Consider the following 23,337-nt stretch of genomic DNA (forward strand, 5'->3'; position numbering starts at 1 on the left):
TTACACCTCGCCGGCCGCGGCCGCCACGGCGGCGGCGACCGCGGGCGCCACGCGGGGGTCGAGCGGGCTGGGGACGATCATGTCGGCGGCCAGCTCACCGCCGAGCACCCCCACGATCGCGTCGGCGGCGGCGATCTTCATGGTCTCGGTGATGCGTCGGGCACGGGCATCGAGGGCGCCCCGGAAGACACCCGGGAACGCCAACACGTTGTTGATCTGGTTCGGGAAGTCACTACGCCCGGTGGCCACGACCGCGGCGTACTTCCGGGCGATGTCGGGGTGGACCTCCGGGTCGGGGTTGGACAGCGCGAAGATGATGCCCCCGGGGGACATGGTCGCAAGCGCCTCCTCCGACACCGTCCCGGCGCTGAGCCCCAGGAAAACGTCGGCCCCGACCATCGCCTCGGCGATGCCACCGGTGCGCCCCTCGGGATTGGTGCGGCTCGCGAGGTCGGCCTTGACGTCGTGCAGGTCGGTCCGGTCGGCGGAGACGATCCCCTTGGAGTCGATCACGGTGACGTCGGCGATCCCGTCCGCGAGAAGCATGTTCGCACAGGCGACCCCGGCCGCGCCCGCGCCGGAGACGACGACCTTCAGGTCGCGGCGGTCACGCCCCAGATGGGTGCACGCACCCTTCAGGGCGGCGAGCACGACGATCGCGGTGCCGTGCTGGTCGTCGTGCATGACCGGGCAGTCCAGCGCCTCGATGACACGCTTCTCGATCTCGAAACACCGTGGGGCCGAGATGTCCTCGAGGTTCACCGCACCGAACGACGGACGCAGTCGGACGAGTGTCTCGACGATCTCGTCGGGATCCTGGGTGTCGAGCACGAGGGGGATCGAGTCCAGTCCGGCGAAGCTCTTGAACAGGGCCGATTTGCCCTCCATGACCGGCAGCGAGGCACGCGGACCGATGTCGCCGAGACCGAGGACCGCGCTGCCGTCGCTCACGACGACCACGAGGCGATCGGTCCAGGTGTAGCGACGGACGAGTTCGGGGTCGGCGGCGATGGCCCGCGACACCTCCGCGACGCCCGGCGTGTACGCGATGGACAGTGCGCGTCGGGTGTCGAGCGGAGCGGTGATCGAGACCGACAGCTTGCCACCCTCGTGGCCGGCGAAGATGTCGTCGCGGGTGATGTCCACCGGCGTCGGGCTCGCAGTGGTCGATTCGCTGGCATCGTTGACGACGGTGTTCGGCACGGCGCACACGCTACCCGTAGGGCCCACGCCGACCGCGGCCGTACCATGGCGTCGCGGCCATCGGCCGCGGCCGCCACGCCCCGCGGCCACGCGATGCACCGCACGCCCGAGGAGGTCCCACCATGCCGTCGTTGCCGTCACTACGACCGAGCGGTGGGGGCGCACCCCGACCGCAGGTCCCGATCCCGCCTGCCCGTGCGGTGGTCGACTGCGCCGTCTACGTCGACGGCACCCGTATGTCCGGGCGACGCTCGTACAGCGAGGCGCTGGCCGAGGTCCGCGCCACCGGCGAGGGCTTCGTCTGGGTCGGACTGCACGCTCCCGACGACCGGCAGATGAACGGCGTGGCCGAGACCTTCTGTCTGCACGAGTTGATGGTCGAGGACGCGGTGCACGCCCACCAGCGACCGAAGCTCGAACGCTACGACGACACCCAGTTCATCGTGTTGCGCACCGTGAAATACGTCGAGCACGAGTCGCTGAGCACCACCAAGGAGGTGGTCGAGACCGGTGAGATCATGATCTTCGTCGGCCCCGACTTCGTCATCACCGTCCGGCACGGTGACTTCACCGAGCTCAAGGGTGTCCGGCACGCACTCGAGTCGCGCCCGGATCGTCTCGCCCTCGGGCCCTACGTCGTCATGCACGCCATCGCCGACTACGTCGTCGACACCTACCTCGACGTCACCGCCGCGGTCGAGACCGACCTCGACTCCCTCGAGGAGAGCATCTTCTCCCCCGGCGGTCTCATCGAGATCGACTCGGTCTACCTGCTCAAGCGCGAGATGACCGAACTCCGTCGTGCCGTGGCGCCGCTCGCGGTCCCGCTGCAGCGGCTCACCTCGCCGGACAACGAACTGTGTCCCAAGGAGGTGCGTCGTTACATGCGCGACGTGCTCGACCACCACACCACCGTCGCCGAGCAGATCAGCACCTTCGACGAGGTGCTGACGTCGCTGCTCGAGGCCGCCTCGGCGAAGATCGGCATCCAGCAGAACACCGACATGCGCAAGATCACCTCGTGGGTGGCGATCGCCTCGGTGCCCACCATGGTCGCGGGCATCTACGGCATGAACTTCGACAACATGCCCGAACTGCACTGGCACTACTTCTATTACTGCGTGCTGGCGTTTCTCGCGGTGGTGTCGGTGCTGTTGTGGCGCACCTTCCGGCGCAACCACTGGCTCTGAGGACTCAGACTGCGCCCGGATCGGCGGCGATCCGATCGGGGTCGGCGACGTCGATCCCGGCCTCGTCCCAGGCGCGGCGCAGGGCCTCGACCCCCCGGAGTCGGACCCACGCGGCCTCGTTGCCGGTGACCGGCACGGCGCGCAGGAACGTCACCGCCGACATCGGATCGGGCAGCGGGCAGTCCTCGATGTCGTCGGGCTCGAGAACCACCGCGGTGCACGACGATCCCGACCACAGGGGCTCGCCCAGGTCGATGAGCGCGTCGGGAACCAGCACGATCCCCTCGACCGACGGCGCGGCGGCCAGCAGGGCCAGGCTGCGGTGCAGTCCGGGCAACTCCCGTTTCTGCGCCATCCTGATCACTATCTCCGCGCGCGGGCCGCGGAGCGGATCGGCGGCCAGGTCGGTCGGATCGGTCATCGGGTGTCGGGCGCACCCGACGCTGGCGTAGACCACCTGCGTGTCGGTCTCGAACCGCAGCACGTCCACCGCCTCCACGCCGAGAAACGTGACGGACGCCTTCTGCGGGGATGCGGACAGAACCGACCGCAGGTGGCCGGTGATCTGATCGGTGACGTGCTCGCTCATCGTCATCAGTCAACACCTTCCCTGCCGGTAGCCTCGACACATGGTGCGAGTTCTCGCGGTGGCCGACGAGGTGGTCGATGCACTGACCTGCGGTCTCGTCGAACAACTCGCCCCCGATCTGATCCTCGGCGCCGGCGACCTGCCTTTCGACTACCTCGAGACGCTCTCCACCCGCAGCGGCGCCCCCTGTGTCTTCGTCCCCGGTAACCACGATCGGGACCTCTCCGGTTTCCGTCGTGGCCGGGGCGGATGGGTCCGCGCAGGCCTCCCGGCACCCGACCCCGGCCCGCGCGGCGCCGTGAACGCCGACGGCCGGGTGGTCACCGTGGCGGGTCTGCGTATCGCCGGGCTGGGCGGCTCCATCCGCTACAACGACGGCCCCAACCAGTACCGCGAGGCCGCGCAGCGGCGCCGGGCGAACCGGCTGCGGTGGCGGCAACGACTCGCCCGACGCTCCTCGGTGCCGGTGGACATCCTGCTCACCCACAGTCCGGCCCGCGGGTACGGCGACGGTGACGACGGCCCGCACATCGGTTTCCGCTGCCTCGTCGGGTTGGTCCGGACGCTCCGCCCGCAGGCCCTCGTCCACGGCCACATCCACCCGTACGGGATGACCCCGGCCGATCTGCAGATCCCCGTGGACGGATCGGAGGCGGGCGCGCTGTCGATGAACACCGTGGGCTACACCGTCTTCGACATCGACGCCGGCGGTAGTCGGATATCCGTGCGGAGGCGCAGACATGGCTCGTGACACCGGGTTCCCCGACGCGGACGCCGAGAACGACTTCACCCGCCTGCGCAGACAGGCCGAACTCGCGCGCCTGTCGGCGTGGTTCACCAGGGCGCCCGCCGACGTCAACACCATCCTGCCGTTCGACGAGGTCGTGGCCGCGCTCGGCCGCACCGGTGAGACCAACGTCGGCCTGGTGGTCGTGGAGGTCTCCACGATCGTCGGGAGTGTGGACCGCACAAGGGATTTCGACCGGTACTTCCGTCCCACGTCCGCACGCGTGCGAGCGCGGTGGCAGCGTCTGGCGGCCGCGCAGCGACGCGGCGAATCGGTACCGCCGATCATCCTCTACCGCATCGGGTCGATGCACTTCGTCGTCGACGGGCACCACCGGGTGTCCATCGCGATCGCCCGTCGCATCAAGACGCTCGACGCCTACGTCACCGAGATCCACACCCGCATCTCACCCGACGGCATCAACGCGACGTCCGACCTGCTGCTCAAGGACCACCGCCGCCTGTTCCTGGCTCGGGTACCGCTGGCGGGCAAGCAGGCCGACGCGATCACCTTCGACGACCCGTTCCACTACGCCGAGCTGGCCGAGGCCGTCGAGGCGTGGGGGTTCCGGCTGACACAGGAGATCGGCGAGTTCCTCTCCCGTGGCGAGATCGCCCGCCGATGGTTCGGCGAGGAGTTCCTGCCGGTGGTGCGGATGGCGCGCCGCGCCGAGGTCCTGCCGGGCGTCACGAGCGACGCCGAGCTGTACAAGTGGCTGGCCGGCGAGCGCTATCGCCTTGTGCGCAAACATGTCTGGGATGAAGACATCATCGACGAGCTGCGCAGCAGCGCGCCGCGCCGCCTGCCCTGAGGGCGAGACGACGCGGCGTGGTGGTGACTGCGGTCGCGGGTACTAGAGACGCAGGTTGTGCCCGCTGGCCTGATCGAACAGTGCGACCTTGGAGGTGTCGTAGAACAGCTCCGCCGACTGGCCCTTGCTGATCGTCGACTCCGGGGAGAGCCGCGCGATGAGCTGGTTGGACCCGAAGTCGGCGCCGGAGTCCGCCGCGAGTTCGGCCAACGCATCGCTCGAGGCCCGCTGGCCCTCGACGGTGAAGTAGGCGTACTTGTCCGAGCCCATCGACTCGAGCACCTCGACGTGGGCGGCGAAGGTGCCACCGTTGCCGCGCGCCAGGGTGTCGAGCAGTTTCGCGTCCTCGAAGTGCTCGGGACGGATACCCACCAGCACCTCGCCGTTGCTCTGCACCGACTGGGCGTTGGACACGACCTTCTGGTGATCGGGGACGACGATCTCACCGATCGCGGTCTGCACGGAGCCGGCCGTGAGCGTGCCCGGCAGGAAGTTCATCGCGGGCGAGCCGATGAAGCCGGCCACGAACAGGTTCGCCGGATTCGAGTACAGCTCCTGCGGTGATCCGATCTGCTGGACGTGTCCGCCGCGCAGCACGACGACACGGTCGCCGAGGGTCATCGCCTCGGTCTGGTCGTGGGTGACGTAGACCGTGGTGGTGCCCAGTCGCTGCTGCAACCGCGAGATCTCGGTGCGCATCTGCACGCGCAGCTTCGCGTCGAGGTTCGACAGCGGCTCGTCCATCAGGAAGGCCTTGGGATCGCGCACGATCGCGCGTCCCATCGCGACGCGCTGTCGTTGACCACCAGAGAGGTTCGCCGGCTTGCGATCGAGGTACTGACCGAGGTCGAGGATCCGGGAGGCCTCGTCGACCTTCGCCGCGATCTCCGACTTCGACAGCTTCGCCAGCGTGAGCGGGAACGCGATGTTGTCGCGCACGGTCATGTGCGGGTACAGCGCGTAGCTCTGGAAGACCATCGCGATGTCGCGATCCTTCGGGGCCTTCTCGTTGACGCGGGTCCCGCCGATGCGCAGTTCGCCCGAGGAGATGTCCTCGAGACCGGCGATCATGTTGAGCGTCGTGGACTTACCGCAGCCCGACGGCCCGACGAGGATCACGAACTCGCCGTCGGCGATGTCGATGCTCACCTCGCTGACCGCCAGCGAACCGTCGGGGTATTTCTTGGTCACCTTGTCGAGAACGATGTCGGCCATGGTTATCCCTTCACAGCGCCGGAGGTCAGGCCGGCAACGATTCGACGTTGGAAAAAGAGCACGAAGATGATGATCGGAATGGTGATGACGACGGCGGCCGCCGCGATGGAGCCGGTCGGCTCGGCGAACTGCGAATCACCGGTGAAGTTCGCGATCGCCACGGGGGCGGTGATCGAGTTCTCGGTCGACGTCAGTGAGATCGCCAGGAGCAGGTCGTTCCAGGCGAAGATGAAAACGAGGATTGCCGCGGTGACGATGCCCGGTGCGGCCAGCGGCGCGATCACCTTGCGGAACGCCTGAGCCGGTGTGGCGCCGTCCATCTTGGCCGCCTTCTCCAGCTCCCAGGGGATTTCCCGGAAGAACGCCGACAGCGTGTACACCGCCAGCGGCAGCGCGAAGGTGATGTACGGCAGGATCAGGCCCGGCCACGTGTCGAAGAGGCCGATCTTCCGCTCGATGTTGAACAGCGGTGTCACCAGGGAGATCTGCGGGAACATGGCGATCAGCAGTGCCGCTCCGATGAACAGCTTCTTGCCCGGGAAATCGAGGCGCGCGACCGCGTATGCGGCGATCGTGCCCAGCAGTACCGCGATGAACGTGGTGATCAGGCCGATGCCGATCGAGTTGATCAACGCGCTCGTGAAGGTGCTGGTGTCGAAGATGCCTTTGTAGTTGTCGAGGGTTAAGCTCTTCGGGATGAAGTTGCCGTCGGTCACCTGGCCGGTCGTCTTGAACGACAGGCTCACGATCCACAGCACCGGGATCAGTGCGTAGAGCACGACGAGCAGATTGATGACGGACCAACCGACCTTGCGTCCAGCAGTCTGGTTCATGCTCGGACCTACCGCCCCTCGGTGTCGGACCCGGGCGCCGAGGCGCCGAATCCCTTGATGAACAATGCGGCGATGATCGCGACGGTGAGGAAGATCAGCACGCTGATCGCTGATCCCACACCGAGATTGAACGCCCTGAACAGGTTGTCGTAGCCGAGAACAGAGACCGAGTACGTCGTGTTCGCACCCTTGGTGAGCACGTAGATGTTGTCGAAGATGCGGAACGCGTCGAGCGTGCGGAACAGCAACGCGACGAGGATCGCCGGCTTCATCAACGGGATGGTGATGCGGATCAGACGGGTCCACGCACCCGCTCCGTCGACCTGTGCGGCCTTGAGGAGATCGTCGGGCACCAACGCCAGACCGGCGAGCAGCAGCAGAGCCATGAACGGCGTCGTCTTCCACACCTCGGCGAGAACGATCACCGCCAGAGAGGGGATCTGGTGGGTCAACGGCGCCGAACCGGTGGGCAGCAGGTTCGCGAGGTACCCGGTGTCGGGCGTCCATGCGTAGTACCACGAGTAGGCCGCGGCCACCGTGACGATGCCGTAGGGGATCAGGACGACGGTACGTACCAGCCCTTTGCCGAAGATGGTGCGGTGCATCACCAGCGCGATCGCCAGACCGAGCACGAACTCGATCACCACCGACACGACGGTGATGCCGAGCGTCACCGAGAACGCCGTCCACCAGTAGCTGTCACTCAGTGCGGTCGCGTAGTTGGTGAACCAGACGAACTCACTCTCACCCGGCGCCGACAGGCTCGCCTTGAACAGGCTCAGGTAGATCGAGTAGACGATCGGATACCCGGTCACGGCGAGCATGACGATCGCGGCGGGTGCGATGAGCATCAGGCCCAGTCGACGCTCGGCGCGTTTGCCGTCACTGACGTTCTTGGCGGTGGGGGGTGCTCCCCCACCGTCGGCCCGGGCCGGGGCCTGGGCCGGCGACCGCGTCGGGCCGGAGGCATCGGGGCGCGCGTGCCGCCCGCCGGGCTGCGTGAGCCCGCCATCGGCAGTTGTCATGGAATCAGTCCCTTACCGTCGATTGCCTTGCGGACCTGGTCTGCCAACACGTCGACGCCGGACTTGGGGTCGAGCCCACCGGGCGGACTCAGCTTGGCGACGAGCAGCGTCGAGATCGCCTGATAGACCGGTGAAGCCGGGCGAATCGACGACGAATTGGCCTCGAGCTGGGCCTTGATGTCGTCACCCATCGGGTACGTCTGCTTGAAATCCGGGTCGTCGTAGATGGATGCGATCGTCGGAGGCGTGCCACCGCTGATCGAGTACACCTTCTGGGCGTCGGAGTTCGTCAGACACTGCGCCGCCTTGAAGGCCAACGACTTCTGCTTCGAGGTGCTCGCCACCGCGAGGTTCACACCACCGACGGTCGCCTTGGCGGGGGTACCCGGGTTGACCCCGGGGTAGCGGGCGAAATCGAACCGGGTGCGCACGAGCTTGTTCACCGGCCCCAACTCGGAATCCTTGGGCGGGTTGTCCGCATCTGCGAAGAGGTTTGCGTACTTCTTCATCTCGGGGAAGAAGGCGACGTCGCCTGCCGCGGCGTTCGACCTCATGCTGGGGAACACGAACGGGTAGTTCACCTGGAAGGTGGACAGACCGTTCTCCATCGCCAGACGTCCCTCGTTCTCCTTGTTGTTGCTCAACGAGGGATCGCTACCCGGTGCGCGGGCCACCGAACGCAGGATCTCCAACGCCTTCTCGGTCGCCGCACGATGCTCCGGGGTGTCGTTCAACGTGATCTTCGACGGATCGTCAGGGTCGACCACCTCGCCGCCCGCACTGGCCAGCAGCGTGTTGAACCACACCATCAGCCCTTCGTACTGGGCGCCCTGGACCTCGACGTAACTTGGCGCGGGGCCGGGTCCCTTCCACGCGGTGCGGATCTTCTCGTTGGCGGCGAGCACCTCGTCCCAGGTGGCCGGCGGCGTGGTGGTGCCGAGATACTGCTTGAGGACGTCGGGTCGGTACCAGAGCAGCTGCGTGTTGGTCCACGTCGGGATCGCGTAGAGACGTTTGTCGTTGTCGTCCTTGGTCTTCCACTCGGCCGTCGCGAGCGGTCCGGGCAGGGACTCCTTGCTGATCTGCGACACCAGATCACTCGGAACCGGCTCCAACCACCCTGCATCGGCGAATTCCGCCGTCCACACGACGTCCATGCCCATGAGATCGAGGCCGGCGTCGTTACCCGCGAGCCGACGCGCCAACTGCAACCGCTGGTCGTCGGCCGCCTTGGGAAGCGCGTGCGTGACGATGTTGTACTCACCGTTGGACGCGGCGCTGCACTTCTTGCCGACCTGGTCGATGAACGTCGCGCCGTCGGCCGGGGCGTACGCGTTCAACGTGCCCGTGGTGTAGCCGGAGCCACACGCGCTGACCCCGGGGATCACCACCGCGGCCGCGACCGCCGCGACGATCAGTTTCGACGCACCGGGGCGACGAAAAAATCCCCCCTGGTGCGGACGGGATGGCCCGCCCCCGAAAACCCTGTTCCCCGCCACGTGCGCCTCCTTGCGACCGGAGCACACGCACCAACGATCGGCGTGCACCTTCGAATGCCTGAGGCGTTACGTTATATGTGGCAATTCGTGACGCGCAACACATTCGGCATGATCGTCCCAACTGGATGCGAAATTGCCGCCGTGCGGCCACATCCAGTCGGGCTGAGCCCGCGCCGCACCGCGCGATCGGCGTCGGGAATCGCGGCGGGTGTGGTAACGCGGTCCGATCAGATCGACGTGCGCGCCAACAGGTCGCGGGCCTTCTCGGCGCTCTTGGGATCGCAGATCACGTCATAGCGACCGGCAACCAGCTGCATGGTGGAGGCGAAGTCGCGCTGCCCGCGCGTGGCGGCATACGGGATCGAGGTCGAGATGACACCGAAGACGATGCCGCCGACGAGTCCGAAAATCAGTGGGACGATTGCGTTCCCGGTCACCACCAGACTCACCAGCAGACCGAAGAACAGTCCGAGCCACGCGCCGGACACGATGCCGCCGCCGATCACCTTGCCCCAGGTGAGACGGCCGAGCACCCGCTCGACCTGCATGAGATCGACACCGACGATGGTGACGTCCTCCACCGAGAAGTTCTCGTCGGACAGGTAGTCGACCGCCTTCTGCGCCTCGGCGTAGGTGCCGTAGGAGCCGATCGGCCAGCCGGTGGGCGGCGTGGGGAGTCCGGGGGTACCGCGGGCGGGCCCGGGTCGCATCGGGTTGGTCATGTCTGGTGGTCCTCTCGTTGCAGGCCGGCGGCGCGGCCCTTCTGTGCGATCACCTCGGCCATCGCAGCGCTTGCCTCGTCGATCATCTCACCGCGGTGACGCACCGCGCCGCGTGCGCCACCGGGGCGCGACGTCGCCTCCCGATAGGCGTCGAGCAGGTCCTCGGCGGCGTCGTAGTCGCTCTGACGAGGCGCGAAGGCCGCGTTGGCGTCCTCGATCTGGCTGGGGTGGATCACCCACTTCCCGTCGAATCCCAGGGCGGCGACCGCAGCTGCGTTGCGACGGAACGCATCCCGCGCCTCGATGGCCAGGTACGGGCCGTCGATCGCGGCGAGCCCGTGTGCTCGGGCGGCGATGAGCACCGACATCAGCACGTGGTGGTGTGCGTCGCCGCGCTCGTATCCCTCGGGCTGCTCCCCGGTGGTGAGCGTCCGCATCCCCAGGCTCGCCGCCATGTCCGCCGGTCCGAGCACCAGCGCCTCCAGACGTGAACTGGCCGAGGCGATCTCATCGATCTTCGTCAGCGCTGTCGCGTCCTCGATCTGCGCCTGGATCCCGATGGCCGACGCCACGAGGTCGTACTTCGTCTCGAGCTGGGTCAGCAGCAGGTCGATCGCGACGACCTCCGCACCCGAGCGCACCTTCGGCAGGATTATGGAGTCGATGTGCGGGCCGGCGCCGCTCACGACCGCGATGAGATCGTCGTGGGTCCAGGGTGTGGACCACCCGTTGACGCGCACCGCCCGTCGCTGCCTGCCCCATCCGGGATGGGCGAGCGCCTCGACGATCGTCGCGCGGGCGGCCTCCTTCTCACTCGGGGCGACCGCGTCCTCGAGGTCGCAGAACACCTCGTCGGCGGGCAGATCGCGCGCCTTGCCGAGCATCTTGGCCGAACTGCCGGGAACGGCCAGCACCGACCGTCGCGAACCCGGCGACGACTGTGTCTGCATGCGTATGGACCTCTCCGCGAGCGGCTTCACAACGGGCGATGACTACCCTTACAGCCATGGCAGCAGTGAGCAAGGTGTTCGTGGCCAGGCTCGCGGGCCTGGCGGTACTCGGCCCCGACGGCGAATCGATCGGTCGGGTGCGTGACCTCGTGCTCGCCCTGCGGTACGACACCGCCCAGCCGCGCGCGCTCGGTCTCGCCGTCGAGCTGTCCACGCGGCGACGGATCTTCGTGCCGATGCTGCGCGTCACCACCATCGAACCGAACTCCGTGACGCTCAACACCGGAACCGTCAGCATGCGTCGACTCAACCTGCGCCCCGGCGAGGCGCTGGCGATCGGTCAGATCCTCGATTCCCGTGTCCGGATCGTCGATCCCGACCTCCCGGAGCTGGCGACCACCGACGCGACGGTCGTCGACCTGGGCATCGAGCGCAACCGGACCCGCGACTGGACGGTCTCGCGGGTCGCCGTGCGCGGTCTCCGGTCGCGACTCGGCCGCCGCGGCGGTACGCATGTCGTGGACTGGAACACCGTCCGCGGCCTCACCCACAGTGCCCTCGAATTACCTGGACAAGGTGTCGCGCAAGCGCTCTCGCAGTTCGACGGCATGCGTGCGGCCGACGTGGCCAACGCCCTGCGCGAGCTGCCGCCGAAGCGACAGATGGAGATCGCCGCGGCGCTCGACGACGAACGTCTCGCCGACGTCATCCAGGAGCTGCCCACCGACGACCAGACCTCGCTGATCGGCCGCATGGAGGTCGATCGCGCCGCCGACGTCCTCGAAGCCATGGACCCCGACGACGCCGCCGACCTCCTCGGCGAGCTGCCCGACGTCGAGGCCGAGGCACTGCTGCAGCTGATGGATCCGGTCGAGTCCGAGCCGGTCCGCCGACTGCTCTCACACTCCCCCGACACCGCGGGCGGCCTGATGACGCCCGAACCGCTGGTCGTGACCGCGTCGACCACGATCGCCGAGGCGTTGGCCAGGGCCCGCAACATCGACCTGACGCCGGCGTCGGCGAGCCTCACGTTCGTGGTGCGACCGCCGACGGCCACCCCGACCGGCAAGTACCTGGGGTGCGTGCACCTGCAGGCGCTGCTACGCGAGCCGCCCGCCAACCTCGTCGGCGGCATCCTCGACACCGACCTCGCACACCTCAATCCCGAGGACTCGCTCGAGACCGTCACCCGCTACTTCGCGACCTACAACCTCGTGTGCGGACCGGTCGTCGACGAGGAGGGCCATCTGCTCGGCGCGGTCACCGTCGACGATCTCCTCGACCATCTGCTGCCCGAGGACTGGCGTGAGACCGAGCCGCAGGACGTCACCGCGGCCGCCGAGGTCGCTCCGTGAGCCCGGACGCGTCGCGGACGACGCGCGGCAAGCTCGACACCCCTCGCAGCGGGCGCCGGCGGTTCCGTTTCCACCTCGACTCCGACATCGTCGGCGTCTACAGCGAACGGCTGGCCCGCTTCCTCGGGACCGGCCGGTACCTGGGCATCCAGACCATCGTCGTCATCGTGTGGATCACCCTGAACCTCGTCGCGATCAGCATCCGCTGGGATCCGTACCCGTTCATCCTGCTCAACCTGGCGTTCTCGACCCAGGCCGCCTACGCGGCCCCGTTGATCCTGCTCGCGCAGAACCGGCAGGAGAACCGCGACCGGGTGGCGCTCGAAGAGGATCGGATGCGGGCCGAGCAGACCAAGGCCGACACCGAGTTCCTCGCCCGCGAGCTCGCCGCCGTGCGATTGGCCGTCGGCGACACCGTCACCCGCGACTACCTGCGCAAGGAACTCGACGACCTGCTGACCGAGATGACCACACAGCTCAAGAAGGCCGAGAAACGCCGGAACTCCGAGGGCAAGAACACCGAGGGCCAGAAGAGCGAGTCCAAGGCCGGCTCGAAACGCGACCCGATCGACGATTGAACATCGTCGATCGGTTGTGACCGATCCGCTACGTCACCGTGACCACATATGTATCGTGGGTCACAGTCCCGGGTCGGGGGATGATGTGAAGATCGGCGAGAACGGAGCTTTCCCAACGTGTCTCGGATTTCCGTGCCCCCTTCCGTTCGTGAGCACTTCCCGCGTCGCGCGGTGTCGTTGAGTGTCGCGAGCATCCTGATCGGGGTGTTCGTCCTCGGAGCCGCCACCTCGAGCGCGCAGCGTCAACCGGCGTCGGTGGCCGCGGCGGCCGAGGTCCGCGCCGAGGCGCCCGTCGCCCAGGTCCTCCCCGGCACGACCAGGACGCCGGCCGGCTTCGCACCGCCTGCCGCGCGACCCGCCGCGGCCGTCGAGGCGCTCCGCGCGCTCGCACCCACGCTGCCGCCCGGACCGCTGGGCATCCCCGGGTTCGTCCTGCAGGCCTACAAGCTCGCGGCCGACCGTGTCGGTGCGGAGAACAGCGCCTGCAAACTCCCCTGGTTCCTGCTCGCCGGGATCGGACGCATCGAGTCCGGTCATGCGGGCGACGGATCGGTGGACGCCTCCGGGACCACCATCAACCCCATCGAGGGTCCGCTCCTCAACGGCACCCTCGCGGGCAACGCCGTCATCACCGACACCGACAAGGGCGCCATCGACGGCGACGCGACACACGACCGGGCGATGGGACCCATGCAGTTCATCCCGAGCACCTGGGCGGCGTGGGGAACCGACGCGAACGGCGACGGCAAGGCCGATCCGAACAACATCTTCGACGCGACCCTCGCCGCGGGCCGCTACCTCTGCTCCGGGGTCACCGACATCATGTCCGCCTCGCACCGCGTGAGTTCGGTGCTGCGCTACAACAACTCCGTCGAGTACGCCACCAACGTCCTCACCTGGGCGTTGGCGTACTCCACCGGGGCGATGCCCACCACGGGCATCCTCGAACCGAAGCGACCGCCCTCGACCAAGGCGTCCGCGCCGGTCACCGCGCCCGGCTCGCGTCCGCGCGCACCGTCGGCCCCCGGCGCACCGTCGGCCCCCGGTACCCCGTCCACCGCCGACGGACCGGCCGCGCGTTTCGCGAAGGTGAGCACCCGGTTCACCACCCCGGCCACGATCGTGGTCACGTCGCCGGCCGGGCCGGTCAGCTGCACGGTCGACCTCACCGGCGAGACCAGCACCGACGGGACGACCGCGACCATCAGCAAGGCCGCGATCCGCGGCGCCAACGCGTTGTGCGGCCTGGCCCGTACCGCGGGGATCCCCTGGACGGTGACTCCGACCAGCGCAACGGCCGTCGAGGTGTCGAACGTGGGCGTCGACGCGCTGGGGGCGCGGTGTGGACCCGTCGTCCTGACCGGCGCTCTGACCGAGGCCCTCACGACGACGTCGGAGAGCACCGGCACCTGCACGGTTCGCTCGCTGACACTGCGCCCGACACCCGCGCTCGCCCTGGCGTAGCCGGACGCCGGTCCGGCCCGTTCATCGCGGCGGATACTCTGGTCGGTGATGACTGACTACTCCCCACGAACCCCCGCGGACACCGAATCGGCGATCCGGATCGCGCTGTCGAAGGTGACCGATCCCGAGATCGGCAAACCCATCACCGATCTCGGCATGGTCAAGTCCATCGCCGTGGCGCCGGACGGCAGTGTCGACGTGGGTATCTACCTGACCACCTCGGGATGCCCGCTGCGCACCGAGATCACCGAGCGCGTCACGAACGCGGCCTCAGACGTGCCCGGTGTCGGAGCGGTCCGCGTCGAACTCGACGTCATGGACGACGAGCAACGCACCGAACTCCGCAAGTCCCTGCGCGGTGATCGCGCCGAACCGGTGATCCCCTTCGCCCAGCCGGGCTCACTGACCCGCGTCTACGCCGTCGCGTCCGGCAAGGGCGGCGTCGGCAAGTCCAGCGTCACGGTCAACCTCGCCGCGGCGATGGCCCGACGCGGTCTCACCGTGGGCGTGCTCGACGCCGACATCTACGGCCATTCCGTGCCCCGGATGATGGGCAACGACGCCAAGCCGACCCAGGTCGAGAAGATGATCATGCCGCCGATGGCGCACGGCGTGAAGTTCATCTCGATCGCGCAGTTCACCAGCGGGAACACGCCGGTCGTGTGGCGCGGACCCATGCTGCACCGTGCCCTGCAGCAGTTCCTCGCCGACGTCTACTGGGGCGACCTCGACGTGCTGCTGCTCGACCTGCCCCCGGGCACCGGCGACGTGGCCATCTCGATCGCCCAGCTCATCCCGGGTGCGGAGATCCTCGTGGTCACCACCCCGCAGCAGGCCGCCGCCGAGGTCGCCGAACGCGCGGGCGCGATCGCATTGCAGACGCGTCAGAAGATCGTCGGTGTCGTGGAGAACATGTCGTGGATGGAGCTGCCCGACGGCAGCCGGATCGAGCCGTTCGGTTCCGGCGGCGGCGAGATCGTCGCCGAACGCCTCACCCGCGCAGTCGGTTCCGACGTCGCTCTGCTGGGCAAGATCCCGCTCGACACCGCCCTGCGTGAAGGCGGCGACTCGGGGATGCCGCTGGTGCTCTCGGCGCCGGAGTCGGCCGCGGGTTCGGCGCTGCTCGAGGTGGCCGAGCGTCTGGCGGTCCGCAGGCGTGGTCTGGCCGGCATGAGCCTGGGCATCGACACCGCGCGCAACCTCTAGACGGCGCGCGCGTCCCGTGTCCGGGGGTGGGGCTAGGTCGCGTCCCAGTCGGTGACCTCGCGACGCGGCGGTGTGGCCGGTCGGTCCAGGTCGAAGGCCGGGTCCGCGGCGTTCGTGGTCGCCTTGGCGACCGACGTCTTGTCCATCGACACCGCGGGAGCCGGGGTGATCTCGGGCATCGGCGCCGACACCGGCTTGATCTTCGTGGTGTCGTCGAAGTTGCCCGTGAAGAACGACTCGTCGCCGTCGAGCAGGTGCTTTGTGATGATCGACCGCGGAGTCATCCCGCGCAGTTGGTTGAGCTCGGCGAGGGGCGCCCGGAAATCCTCGAACTCGGGACCCAGGTCGTCCTTGAGCTGACTGGTCGCGCCGGTGGCGTACTCGCGCACCTGACGCAGCGACTTCATGCTCCAGGTGACGGCTCCGGGAAGGCGTTCCGGGCCCAGGATGACGAGACCGGCGATCAGAAGTATGAGGAGCTCTCCCCAACCGACGCTGCTGAACACGGTTTCAGGCTACTCCGGGGTCTCGGCGAGACGATCAGGCGTCGGTCGCGGGCGTGATGGTGGTGTCGAAGGTCCGCCCGTCGCGCCAGTAGCTGATCGGGATGCTCTTGCCCGGTGTGGACGTGCGCTCGGCGACGGTCAGCTCGTCGGCGCCGTCGATCGGGCGTCCGTCGAACTCGGTGACGACGTCACCCTCACGCAGCCCCGCGCGCTGTGCGGGCGATCCGTCGACCACGTTGCGGACCTGGGCGCCGAGCACCCGGTCGTTGCGCACCGAACTGGTGTTGACGCCGATCTGGGCGTGCACGGCGCGACCGTCGCGGATCAGTTCCTCGGCGATACCGCGGACCTCGTTGATGGGGATCGCGAAACCGAGACCGATGGAACCACCGCCGGGTACGAGGCCGGCGGTGTTGATGCCGACGACCTTGGCGTCGTCGTCGACCAGGGGTCCACCGGAGTTGCCGGGGTTGATCGCGGCGTCGGTCTGGATCCCGTCGATGACGGCGTTGGTGTCGGAGGTGTCGTCGGGGCGCAGCGGGACCGCACGGTGGGTGGCGCTGACGATGCCGCTGGTGACGGTCCGATCGAGACCGAGCGGCGATCCGAAGGCGATGACCTCCTGGCCGATGGCCAGGTCGTCGGAGTTGCCCAGGGCCGCGGTGGTGAGGTTGTCGATGTTGTCGACCTTGATCACCGCGAGATCGGTGCGGATGTCGCGGCCGACGATGCGGGCGGGCACCCGCTGACGGTCGAAGAACGTGACCTCGAGCTTCGCCTTCTGGGTCGCGGCGAGCGAGATCACGTGGTTGTTGGTGACGATGTAGCCGTTCTTGTCCAGGACGACCCCGGACCCCGTGCCCACCGCACTCGACGTGCTCACGGTGATGGCGACGACGGCCTTCTCGACCGCCGAGGCGACGCGGGCCACCTGTCCCCGATTTCCGCCGGGGGTGGACTCGCCCTTGCCGAGTGAGACCGAGTCGGAGTTCAACGGTGGCGTCACCTCGGCGGTGACGCGGCCCAGCAGGCCCCCGATGCCGCCGATGAGCACCGCGATGACGGCGAGCAGGGCCAACGCCCGCCAGCTGACGATGCGGTCGAAGAGCAGTTCACGCGCGCCGAGCTTGCGTCCGGGAACGGTCGGCACGGGAGCGGTCGGACGGTCGACCGCCGGGCGGTCCATCGCGGCGATGCTGGCCGGGTCGCGCCACGGGTCCGCGGGGACCGGGGGCTGCTCGGTCTCGCCGAACCGGGAGTCCGGGTCGCGCTGCAGCGAGGCGGTGTCGTCGGACGGTCGGGCGAAGGCCTCGCGCAGCACCGGGTCGGGGTCGGCGACCACGGGCTGTCGCGGTCCGGTGCGAACCTGGTCGGAGGCGGCAAACGATCCGGCCACGCCGTCGGGTCGCCCGAACACGGCCACGGTCTGGGGTGAGATCGGTGAGTGCCGAGGACGACGCTGCGTCGGCTGCGACTCGCCCGTGGGCGGACGTGACGGACCGTCGGGACCGGGGTCCGACGGTGTGGGGCCGCCGGACTGCTGATCAGAGGTCAACGATTACGCCACCGGCTCGGACGGTGGATGGGGAAGCCGGGGGCCGACAGCGGACCACGCGGGACGCGGCGCTCGTCGGTGCGCTCGGCCTCGCGACGCGCCAGGGCGCTGCGCAGATCGATCTCACGGGTGGGGATCTGGTTGAGCTGACCCAGCAGATCGACGGGCATGGTCACGTCGGCACAGGAGCGCAGCGCGCTGCGGGCGGAGGTCTGGGCCTCGACCTCGGCGGCACACTCGGTGCAGGCCGAGATGTGACGGGCGGCCCGGAGATGGGCGTTCATCCGGAGTTCGCCGTCGACGTACGCGGCGATCGCCTCGGTGGCGAGGTGATCGGTCGATGCGAACGACCGGCCACCGTCTGAGCCGGGCGCACGGTAGGACGCGTTCGGCGAGAACGACGAGTTCGCAGGTGTCCAACGATTTCGGTCGGTCATCTCGATCACCCCTCTTCGCGATTCGGCCCGGATGGGAGTGGCCCGCTGCTCGCGGACCATCGACCACGATAGCGAACCCACATCCGGCGTGCCGAGCATCCATCAGCCCGACCTCGAGATCAACGAACCGGGAGCCCGCAGGGTTCCCGGGGGTGCGGCTACAGCGCCGGGGTGGCGACCGAACGGCTGCTGGTGTGGCCGTTCGACGCGAGGTGGTCGCGGATGGCCTGGCGGCCGCGGTGGATGCGACTGCGCACGGTCCCGAGCTTCACGCCGAGCGTGGTGGCGATCTCCTCGTAGGACAGGCCCTCGATGTCACACAGCACGACCGCGGCACGGAACTCCGGGGCCAGCGCGTCGAGCGCCTGCTGCAGGTCGGGGTCGAGATTTGCCTCGACATAGACGCGCTCCGGGTCGGGGGCGGTGCCGGGGACGCGCTCGTAGTCCTCGGGCAGCGCCTCCATGCGGATCTTCGCGCGGCGCCGGACCATGTCCAGGAAGAGGTTGGTGGTGATGCGGTGCAGCCATCCCTCGAACGTGCCCGCGCGGTAGTTCGACAGCGAGCGGAAGACCCGGATGAAGGTCTCCTGGGTGAGGTCCTCGGCGTCGTGCTGGTTGCCGGACAACCGGTACGCCAGGCGGTAGACGCGGTCGGCGTGCTCACGGACCAGTTCGTCCCAGGACGGCATCAGGGCGCCGTCGCCGGTCTCGTCGAAGCGCGCGGTTCCTCCCACGACGGTGACGTCGGTGTCGTTGCTGAGCTGGGGAGATTCGGTCATCTGCGCGGCTCCACTTTCCTCTGGTGAGATGTGGGGATCACTGCTGGCAACTCGAGCCCCTGAGGGTTTGTTCCCGAGACCACCGCATCTGCTGTTGGTGATGACTCTGGTACATCGGCGTGTGCAAGCAGTGTGAGTGAGCTGAGGTTTCCCTGAGAGTCGCGTTCTCTCCTCCGGCGGCACGGGGGATAGCCTCATCGTTGTGTCCGACACCACCGGTGAGAACCCACCCGATCCCCACTCGCTGCGCGCCTACGCCGAGTCGGCGATCGCCGAGGACGACGCGCTGATCGCGGCCCGCGAACGCGCCCAGGAGCTCGGCGCGCCCGCCATCTCCCCCGCCGTCGGCGCGGCGCTCTGCCTGCTCGCCCGGCTCGTCGACGCACGGTCGGTGGTCGAGATCGGTACGGGCGCAGGCGTCAGCGGTCTGTGGCTGCTGGGCGGGATGCGCGCCGACGGGGTGCTCACCACGATCGACCCGGAGTCCGAACACCAACGCGCGGCCAAGCTCGGATTCGCCGCCGCCGGCGTCGCGGCCTCGCGGACACGACTGATCAACGGCCGCGCCGCCGAGGTGCTCCCCCGCCTCGCCGACGACTCCTACGACCTCGTCTTCGTCGACGGCGCCGTCATCGACCAGCCGCGCTACGTCCGTGAGGGGTTGCGGCTGTTGCGATCCGGCGGTGTCCTGCTGGTACACAACGCGACAGCAGACGGCCGGATCGCCGACCCGTCGGCCACCGACCCCGACACCGTCGCGGCGCGAGAGGCCGCACTGCTCATCTCCGAGGACGATGCGCTGCTGCCGGTGGTGATCCCGCTCGGACGCGGACTGCTCGCGGCCACCAGGGCCGAGCGTCCCGCTCCGCTGGACTGAACCACCCTCGGACCGCCGCGTCGATCACCGTGTCGCCGGGACCAACTCGGTGAGATCCGGGTATTTGGGGGCCATGTTGTCGCCGCGGGACCGGCCGCGCAGTCGCCGGCCGATCCACGGCGCGGCCGCCTGAGCGGCCCACTGACGGTTGTCTTTTCGCCGCTGCGCCGCCGTCATGGTCTCGGGAGGACCGAACGCCACCGGCACGAGGTCGTGGTCGATGCCCAGCGACTCCAACACCCGGATCGCCATCTGGTGATGGCCCGCCGACGACAGATGCATGCGGTCGAACTCCCACATCCGGCGGTCGGAGAACTCGTGCATGCGCCAGAAGTCGACCAGGTCCACGCCGCGACGTTCGACGACCTCGCGCAGTAGTTCGTTGTAGATCGCGAACCGGCCGCGCATCGCGGCGAACAGCGGTCGGCCCCCGGTGTCGAATGCCGTGAACGTGAAGACGCGCGCACCCGTGTCGACCAGGGCGCCCAACGCGTCGTCGTAGCGCGCGATGATGGCGTCGATGTCGACCGACGGGCGCAGCAGATCGTTTGCGCCCGCGCACATCCCGACGAGATCAGGGGTCATCGCCACCGCAGGCTCGAGCTGGTCGTCGACGACCGGGCCGAGCAACTTCCCACGGATCGCGAGGTTCGCATAGCGCGTCGGTGCGACACCGGTCTCGACGGTACGACGCGCGAGCACCTCGGCCATCCGATCCGCCCAGCCACGAACCCCGTTCGGGCAGCGCGGTTCCGGGTCCCCGACCCCCTCGGGGAACGAGTCGCCGATGACGACGAACCGGCGCACGGCCGGTTCGGTGTCAGACATCGGTGGAGAAGCGCACCCCGCCGTCGGGGATGGTCACACCGGGCCAGACCCGGGCGCCGCGGAGCAGTTCACAGCGTGCGCCGATGTCGGCACCGTCACCGATCACGCCGTCGCGGACCAGGGCTCGGGGACCGATCCGGGCGCCGAAACCGATGATGCTGCGCTCGACCACCGCGCCTGCCTCGATCACCGCGCCGTCGAACACCACGGCACCGTCGAGACGCACCCGCGCGCCGATCTCCGCGCCGCGCCCGACGACCGTGCCGCCGATGAGGACGGCTCCGGGGGCGACGCCCGCACCCTCGTGCACGAGGGACTCGCCGCGCTGACCCGACAGCGCCGGCGACGGGGCGATGCCGCGCACCAGATCCGCCGAGCCCTGCACGAAGTCCTCGGGGGTACCCATGTCGCGCCAGTACCCCGCGTCGACGTGGGCGTGTACGTGACGGCCGTGGGCCAACAGGTTCGGGAACACCTCGCGCTCGACCGACACGGGACGGTCGGCGTCGATCTCCTCGATGACCGACCGCTTGAAGACGTAGCAGCCGGCGTTGATCTGATCGGTCGGCGGATCCTGCGTCTTCTCCAGGAAGGCGGTCACGCGACCGTTGTCGTCGGTGGGGACGCATCCGAACGCGCGGGGGTCGCCGACCCGCACGAGGTGGATGGTGACGTCGGCGCCGGAGGTGTGGTGCGTGTCGAGGACCGCCCGTACGTCGGTGCCGCCGAGGACGTCTCCGTTGAACACCAGGATCGTGTCCGCGGTCAGCTCGCCCAGCACGTTGCGGATGGCGCCGCCGGTGCCCATGGGCTCGGTCTCGGTGACGTAGCGGATCTGCATCCCGAGTTTGTAGCCGTCACCGAAGTGGTCCTCGAACACCTCGGCCTTGAACGAGGTGCCGAGCACGACGTCGGTGATGCCCGCGGCCTGGATCCGCGACAGCAAATGCGTCAGGAAGGGCACGCCCGCGGTCGGGAGCATGGGCTTGGGCGCCGACAGGGTCAGCGGGCGTAGCCGAGTTCCTTTGCCTCCCACCAGGATCACTGCTTGAACGGCGGGTGCGCCTGCCGACTTGTCGGCAGCGCTGTCGAACTCTGACACTCAGGCCTCCCTCGGAGGTGTCGATGGTGGATTCACGATAGGCGAATCCGGCCGGCTGGTCGTGGTCCGTCGGGCAGATGCGACCGCCATTCGTGACCGAACCCACAGGCCGGCGCGCAGCCCCGCCCGCAGCGGGGCCCAGCGTGCTCCCGGATGCCGGTCGGCCTGGAAGCGGTAGGCGCTCTCGTGGTGCGCGGGCAGCATCAGTTCCGGGTGTTCACCGGCGACGTGGCCCTTGCGGTGGATCACCTCGGCGCTGGGTGCGAACACGTTGAGCCACCCCGCGCGCGCGAGGCGGTCACCGAGGTCGACGTCCTCCATGTACATGAAGTAGCGGGAGTCGAAGCCGTTGATCGACTCGAAGGCCGCGCGGCGCAGCAGCAGACACGAACCGGAGAGCCATCCGACGGTGCGCTCGGCGATGGCCTCGTCGTCCTGTCGGTAGCCGGCGGTCCACGGGTTCGACTTCCACACCCGGCCCAGCAGGGCGTGTCCGGTTCCCGACACGAGGTCGGGGACGCGGCGCGCCGAGGGGTAGACCGTGCCGTCGGGTTCACGGATCAGCGGTCCGACCGCTCCGGCGCGCGGCCATCGGCGGGCGACGGCGAGCATCTCGTCGATGGAACCGGGCACCCACTCGACGTCGGGGTTGGCGACGATCACGAACTCCGTCGCCGGATCGGTCGCCGCGACCGCGCGGTTCGAGGCGCCGCCGTAGCCGATGTTGGCCCCGGTACGCAGCAGGGTGACGTTGTCGAAGTCCCGCTCGGCGGCCTCGGGCGCGCCGTCGGTGGATCCGTTGTCGGCGATGACCACCTCGTGTTCGACCGTGGTCGCCGTGGAGAGGCTGCGCAGGAAGTTGGAGAGGTGGTCGCCGGAGGAATAGGTCACCGTCACCACGGCCAACTCAGCTGTCACGGGGCAAGGGTAACGAACGTGTGTGCAGCGCCATGTCCAGGGCGGGGCGCCACTCGCGCAGCGGCCGCAACCCCGCATCCGCCCACGACACGCCGGACAACACCGAATAGGCCGGACGTGGTGCCGGGCGCGGGAACTCGGCGGTCGTGACCGGTCGGACGCGATCGGGATCGGCCCCGACACCGACGAACACGGCCCGGGCGAGGTCGAACCAGCTGCATCGGCCCGCGTTGGTGGCGTGCAGCACGGCACCCGTCACGCGGGACAGGTGGTCGGGCGGCGTCTGCGCGAGCTGGAGCAGCCCGGCGGCGAGGTCGACGGCGTAGGTCGGCGACCCGATCTGGTCGTCGACCACCCCGATCGTGTCGCGCTCGGTCTCGAGGCGGCGCATCGTGGAGACGAAGTCGGAGCCCCTGTCGGCGCCGGTGTAGACCCACGCGGTCCGCACGATCGTCGTCCGCGGGTCGGCCGCGCGCGCGGCGCGCTCACCGGCCAGCTTGGTCCGCCCGTAGACGGTGGCCGGCGTCGCGTCGGGATCGAGGTCGGCCGGCTCCAACGGCCGGTCCCTGGTCGCGGGGGCGGAGAAGACGTAGTCGGTGGACAGGTGGATCAGCCAGGCGCCCGCGGCCGCCGTGACGCGGGCGAGCGCGGCGGGACCCGCGACGTTGGCGGCCTCGGCCATCGCGACATCGGTCTCCGCAGCGTCCACCGCGGTGTAGGCCGCGCAGTTCACGACCACGTCGTGCGGCCCCAGGTCGGCGAGGACCCGTGCGGGCGCGCCGGCGTCGGAGATGTCGAGGTCGGTGCGACCGAGTCCGATCGCCCCGGGCGTGGCGGCCAGCAGACGGCCGACCTGCCCCCCGGCGCCGGTGACGAACAACCGGCCCGGTCTCGTCGAATTCGTCACA

Annotated in this window: 24 protein-coding genes; 8 read left to right on the plus strand and 16 right to left on the minus strand. The window is 68.9% G+C overall.

What is annotated here, in order from left to right:
• Complete coding sequence (locus LX13_RS00235) at positions 1–1,146, minus strand: NAD(P)-dependent malic enzyme (protein WP_372499847.1); 1,146 nt, start codon at positions 1,144–1,146, stop codon at positions 1–3.
• A 179-nt stretch (positions 1,147–1,325) separates the two neighbouring features.
• On the opposite strand from LX13_RS00235, the gene LX13_RS00240 reads away from it, so the two are divergent.
• A complete protein-coding gene (locus LX13_RS00240) occupies positions 1,326–2,393 on the plus strand; it encodes a magnesium and cobalt transport protein CorA (protein WP_253659324.1) in 1,068 nt (355 codons plus the stop codon).
• Between the two features lie 4 nt (positions 2,394–2,397).
• On the opposite strand, the gene LX13_RS00245 is transcribed toward LX13_RS00240, so the two are convergent.
• Positions 2,398–2,982, minus strand: a complete 585-nt coding sequence (locus LX13_RS00245) for a suppressor of fused domain protein (protein WP_253660502.1) — start codon at positions 2,980–2,982, stop codon at positions 2,398–2,400.
• 40 nt (positions 2,983–3,022) lie between these two features.
• Here LX13_RS00245 and LX13_RS00250 point away from each other — a divergent pair, with 40 nt between their 5' ends.
• Together LX13_RS00250 and LX13_RS00255 are read left to right on the plus strand one after the other, a co-directional pair.
• Positions 3,023–3,733 (plus strand): metallophosphoesterase family protein, encoded by a 711-nt coding sequence (locus LX13_RS00250; RefSeq protein ID WP_253659325.1) that lies wholly within the window; start codon positions 3,023–3,025, stop codon positions 3,731–3,733.
• Entirely contained in the window at positions 3,723–4,580 is an 858-nt protein-coding gene (locus LX13_RS00255) for a chromosome partitioning protein ParB (protein WP_253659326.1), read from the plus strand. The genes LX13_RS00250 and LX13_RS00255 overlap by 11 nt, the downstream gene beginning before the upstream one ends.
• A 42-nt stretch (positions 4,581–4,622) precedes the next feature.
• Here LX13_RS00255 and LX13_RS00260 read toward each other — a convergent pair whose 3' ends face one another.
• The 6 genes from LX13_RS00260 to LX13_RS00285 all read right to left on the minus strand — a co-directional run bounded on the left by LX13_RS00260 (position 4,623) and on the right by LX13_RS00285 (position 10,824).
• Positions 4,623–5,795, minus strand: coding sequence for an ABC transporter ATP-binding protein (locus LX13_RS00260; protein WP_253659327.1), 1,173 nt, complete (start codon positions 5,793–5,795; stop codon positions 4,623–4,625).
• Between the two features lie 2 nt (positions 5,796–5,797).
• Entirely contained in the window at positions 5,798–6,628 is an 831-nt protein-coding gene (locus tag LX13_RS00265; protein WP_253659328.1) for a carbohydrate ABC transporter permease, read from the minus strand.
• Positions 6,629–6,636: 8 nt separating this feature from the next.
• Positions 6,637–7,653 (minus strand): carbohydrate ABC transporter permease, encoded by a 1,017-nt coding sequence (locus LX13_RS00270; protein ID WP_253659329.1) that lies wholly within the window; start codon positions 7,651–7,653, stop codon positions 6,637–6,639.
• Entirely contained in the window at positions 7,650–9,068 is a 1,419-nt protein-coding gene (locus LX13_RS00275; RefSeq protein WP_253660503.1) for an extracellular solute-binding protein, read from the minus strand. Before LX13_RS00275 ends, LX13_RS00270 begins: the two co-directional genes overlap by 4 nt.
• 311 nt (positions 9,069–9,379) lie before the next feature.
• Positions 9,380–9,874: a YflT domain-containing protein gene (locus LX13_RS00280; protein ID WP_253659330.1), complete on the minus strand. Its 495-nt coding sequence runs from the start codon at positions 9,872–9,874 to the stop codon at positions 9,380–9,382.
• Positions 9,871–10,824, minus strand: a complete 954-nt coding sequence (locus LX13_RS00285; protein WP_253659331.1) for an HpcH/HpaI aldolase/citrate lyase family protein — start codon at positions 10,822–10,824, stop codon at positions 9,871–9,873. The genes LX13_RS00280 and LX13_RS00285 overlap by 4 nt, the downstream gene beginning before the upstream one ends.
• A 56-nt stretch (positions 10,825–10,880) precedes the next feature.
• Between LX13_RS00285 and LX13_RS00290 the strand changes: the two genes are divergently transcribed.
• The 4 genes from LX13_RS00290 to LX13_RS00305 all read left to right on the plus strand — a co-directional run bounded on the left by LX13_RS00290 (position 10,881) and on the right by LX13_RS00305 (position 15,427).
• Positions 10,881–12,179, plus strand: a complete 1,299-nt coding sequence (locus LX13_RS00290) for a magnesium transporter MgtE N-terminal domain-containing protein (RefSeq protein WP_253659332.1) — start codon at positions 10,881–10,883, stop codon at positions 12,177–12,179.
• Complete coding sequence (locus LX13_RS00295) at positions 12,176–12,757, plus strand: DUF1003 domain-containing protein (RefSeq protein WP_253659333.1); 582 nt, start codon at positions 12,176–12,178, stop codon at positions 12,755–12,757. The genes LX13_RS00290 and LX13_RS00295 overlap by 4 nt, the downstream gene beginning before the upstream one ends.
• Positions 12,758–12,889: 132 nt before the next feature.
• Positions 12,890–14,221 carry a PraA/PraB family alkane oxidation protein activator gene (locus LX13_RS23355; RefSeq protein WP_308214684.1) on the plus strand — a complete coding sequence of 444 codons (1,332 nt, stop codon included), beginning with the start codon at positions 12,890–12,892 and terminating at the stop codon, positions 14,219–14,221.
• A gap of 48 nt (positions 14,222–14,269) precedes the next feature.
• Positions 14,270–15,427: an Mrp/NBP35 family ATP-binding protein gene (locus LX13_RS00305; RefSeq protein ID WP_253659334.1), complete on the plus strand. Its 1,158-nt coding sequence runs from the start codon at positions 14,270–14,272 to the stop codon at positions 15,425–15,427.
• A 32-nt stretch (positions 15,428–15,459) separates the two neighbouring features.
• Here LX13_RS00305 and tatB read toward each other — a convergent pair whose 3' ends face one another.
• The 4 genes from tatB to sigE form a co-directional block, all read right to left on the minus strand.
• Positions 15,460–15,933, minus strand: coding sequence for a Sec-independent protein translocase protein TatB (tatB, locus tag LX13_RS00310; RefSeq protein WP_253659335.1), 474 nt, complete (start codon positions 15,931–15,933; stop codon positions 15,460–15,462).
• Between the two features lie 34 nt (positions 15,934–15,967).
• On the minus strand, positions 15,968–17,488 hold the full coding sequence (locus tag LX13_RS00315) for a S1C family serine protease (protein ID WP_253659336.1): 1,521 nt from the start codon (positions 17,486–17,488) through the stop codon (positions 15,968–15,970).
• Positions 17,485–17,925 carry an anti-sigma factor gene (locus LX13_RS00320; RefSeq protein WP_253659337.1) on the minus strand — a complete coding sequence of 147 codons (441 nt, stop codon included), beginning with the start codon at positions 17,923–17,925 and terminating at the stop codon, positions 17,485–17,487. The genes LX13_RS00315 and LX13_RS00320 overlap by 4 nt, the downstream gene beginning before the upstream one ends.
• Positions 17,926–18,083: 158 nt before the next feature.
• A complete protein-coding gene (sigE, locus tag LX13_RS00325; protein ID WP_253659338.1) occupies positions 18,084–18,704 on the minus strand; it encodes an RNA polymerase sigma factor SigE in 621 nt (206 codons plus the stop codon).
• Positions 18,705–18,906: 202 nt separating this feature from the next.
• Here sigE and LX13_RS00330 point away from each other — a divergent pair, with 202 nt between their 5' ends.
• Positions 18,907–19,581, plus strand: a complete 675-nt coding sequence (locus tag LX13_RS00330; RefSeq protein ID WP_253659339.1) for an O-methyltransferase — start codon at positions 18,907–18,909, stop codon at positions 19,579–19,581.
• Between the two features lie 24 nt (positions 19,582–19,605).
• On the opposite strand, the gene LX13_RS00335 is transcribed toward LX13_RS00330, so the two are convergent.
• The 4 genes from LX13_RS00335 to rfbD are packed head-to-tail and all read right to left on the minus strand — an operon-like array spanning position 19,606 to position 23,336.
• Positions 19,606–20,409, minus strand: a complete 804-nt coding sequence (locus LX13_RS00335) for an SGNH/GDSL hydrolase family protein (RefSeq protein ID WP_253659340.1) — start codon at positions 20,407–20,409, stop codon at positions 19,606–19,608.
• A complete protein-coding gene (manB, locus tag LX13_RS00340) occupies positions 20,402–21,511 on the minus strand; it encodes a mannose-1-phosphate guanylyltransferase (protein ID WP_253659341.1) in 1,110 nt (369 codons plus the stop codon). Before manB ends, LX13_RS00335 begins: the two co-directional genes overlap by 8 nt.
• The gene (locus LX13_RS00345; RefSeq protein WP_253659342.1) at positions 21,512–22,429 is read right to left on the minus strand and encodes a glycosyltransferase family 2 protein; all 918 of its coding nucleotides are present in this window, start codon (positions 22,427–22,429) and stop codon (positions 21,512–21,514) included.
• The gene (rfbD, locus tag LX13_RS00350; protein WP_253659343.1) at positions 22,419–23,336 is read right to left on the minus strand and encodes a dTDP-4-dehydrorhamnose reductase; all 918 of its coding nucleotides are present in this window, start codon (positions 23,334–23,336) and stop codon (positions 22,419–22,421) included. The genes LX13_RS00345 and rfbD overlap by 11 nt, the downstream gene beginning before the upstream one ends.
• Position 23,337 lies beyond the last annotated feature (1 nt).

This window comes from Williamsia maris (assembly GCF_024171815.1).
In the GTDB taxonomy this organism is placed as follows: Bacteria; Actinomycetota; Actinomycetes; order Mycobacteriales; family Mycobacteriaceae; genus Williamsia_A; species Williamsia_A maris.